Origin of the sequence: Roseateles sp. (assembly GCF_049240545.1) — a bacterium.
Taxonomy (GTDB): Bacteria; Pseudomonadota; Gammaproteobacteria; order Burkholderiales; family Burkholderiaceae_C; genus Paucibacter_A.
Genome location: NZ_JBMLSK010000020.1, coordinates 1 through 2,390 on the forward strand (window position 1 = coordinate 1; position 2,390 = coordinate 2,390).

General features: G+C 70.7%; 2 protein-coding genes. Both read left to right on the forward strand.

Annotated features, from left to right (window positions below; all coding sequences use genetic code 11):
- Nucleotides 1-178: 178 nt before the first annotated feature.
- Nucleotides 179-646: a hypothetical protein gene (locus ACOVRJ_RS01485; protein WP_422042139.1), complete on the forward strand. Its 468-nt coding sequence runs from the start codon at nt 179-181 to the stop codon at nt 644-646.
- Between the two features lie 279 nt (nt 647-925).
- The coding region (locus ACOVRJ_RS01490) for a transposase (RefSeq protein ID WP_422042140.1) at nt 926-2,390 on the forward strand (1,465 nt) is incomplete at its 3' end.

Genomic DNA, 2,390 nt, shown 5'->3' on the forward strand with positions numbered 1-2,390 from the left:
CAACGCGACGCAACGGCGCCGCCGCGGCCCGTAACCCGCACCGCGCCGGGCGCCGAACGACTACGATGCCGAACTTCCTCACCCCGCCCGCTGGTCTGCCCACCGGCCTGCCCGGCCGGCGCGCCGGCCGGGCCGCCCCGAGGGCGGTTTTCTGGGCGCGCAGCGCGAAGGGGGTCCAGTGAGCCTGCCTCCACCCACCCACGACAGCGGCGTGGTGCCCAATGCCGGCGAGTTCGGTATCGCCTGGATCGTCTACGCGCTGTTCGGCTTCGGCATCTTTCTCTGGTGGCCGGCCCTGTTTGCCGTGCTGGTGTGCCACCTGCGCGCCGGCTCGCCGGCGGTAGGCTTTCTCGCCAGCCACTACCGCTGGCTGGCGCGCACCTTCTGGCTGTCACTGGCGGGCTACGTGCTGGCCGTCGGCATCATCCTGGGCGGCGCCTGGCCGCTCGTGCGCGACATCCTGGCGCAGGTGAAGGAGCGCGGCGACTGGTCGGTCTCGACCTCGCTCGGCCTGGCCTGGAGTTCGCTGTTTGCCACGATCGGCGCCGCCACCCTGGGCGGGCTGCTGCTGTTCGGCGTGTGGTGCTGGTTCATCTACCGCGTGGTACGCGGGGCGGTGCGGCTGGCCGACGCGCAGCCGGCTTAGCCCGGATGGTTCACCAGGTCGCCCCCGAACGTCCACGATCTGCCTCTGGAAGCTGCGGCGGCAGCCTGCCCTTGGCCCGAGCCGCTTTGGACGGCCGGGGCACCGACCCGACATCCGCGCCCTTGAATTCGTCGCCCTGAAGCCGCCGGTCAGACCAAAGCAAGAACACTCGAAGGTGGTCCCTCGGCGGCGGGCACACATCGGTCGGCGGCCGTCAGTGCGATTGAAGCGCAGAGCACGGCTTGAGACTGTGCGGGCTCACCTCACCGGGAGCCCATCGTGCAAGCCATCGGCCGGCAGCCCCAGCGGGCGCCGGACGGCGCCGCGCTCCACTACGAACGCCACCGCCCCGAGCAAACCACGCTGTACCGCCTGGTGCAGCAGCATGCGGCCAGCTTCATCGCGCACACCGAGGCCAGCACTGGCGCCGAGCTGCCTCGTTTCATCAAGGACGAGTTCGACGCCTTCCTCGAGTGCGGCATCCTGGCGCACGGGTTCCTGCGGTTGCGCTGCGCCGAGTGCGGCCACGACAAGCTGCTGGCCTTCAGCTGCAAGCGGCGCGGGTTCTGCCCTTCATGCGGCGCCCGCCGCATGTCGCAGACCGCGGCGCACCTGATCGATCACGTCATCCCGCACGTCCCGGTGCGGCAGTGGGTGCTGTCGCTGCCGATCCCGCTGCGGGTGCTGCTGGCCGCGCAGCCGCAGCTCGTCACGCCGGTGCTGCAGGTGGTGCAGCGCGTGATCACGCGCCACCTGCTGGACGCCGCCGAGCTCCCCGCCGACGAAGGACAGGGCGGCGCCGTCACGCTGATCCAGCGCTTCGGATCTGCTGGCAACCTCAACATCCACCTGCACTGCCTGGTGCTGGATGGGGTGTACCGCTGCGGTGCCGATGGCGCGCCGACCTTCGTCGAGACGGAGGCACCCACCGACGACGAACTGCATGCGCTGCTGCAGACCGTCATCACGCGGCTGATGAAGATGCTCACGCGCCGGGGCGTGCTGGTCGAGGATATGGGCCAGACCTGGCTGGCCGAGCCGGATGCCGACGGCGAGGAGTCGCGCACGCTGCGGCCGCTGCAGGCGGCGGCCATCACTTACCGAATCGCCTTCGGTCCCCGTGCCGGGCAGAAGGTGCTGACGCTGCGAGGCGCGATGCCGCGCGAGGATCGGGCGCGCCAACCCCTGTGCGCCGACATCGACGGGTTCAGCCTGCACGCTGCGGTACGGGTCGAGGCGCACGACCGCAAGCGGCTGGAGCAGTTGTGCCGCTACATCACGCGCCCCGCGCTGTCGGACGAGCGGGTGCAGCTCAACGCCGCGGGGCAGGTCGAGCTCAAGCTGAAGACGCCGTGGCGCGACGGGACCACGCACCTGGTCATGAGCCCGCTGGAGTTCATGCAGCGGCTGGCCGCGCTGGTGCCGCGGCCGCGGTTGCACCTGATCCGGTACCACGGCGTGCTGGCACCCAACGCCAGGCTGCGCCCGCTGGTGGTGCCGCAGGAGCCGTCCGCACAGGCACAGGCGGCCACCGAAGCTGCGGTCGCCGCCGCATGCGAAGCCGAGACGGTTCAGGCGCAACCGCGCCGCATCAGCTGGGCACGGTTGCTCAAGCGGGTCTTTGACATCGATATGCAGCACTGCCCGAACTGCGGCGGCGGGGAACTGAAGATCATCGCGGCCATCCTGGAGCGGCCGGTGATCGAGAAGATCCTGAGCCACCTCGGACTGGATCCGCAGCCGC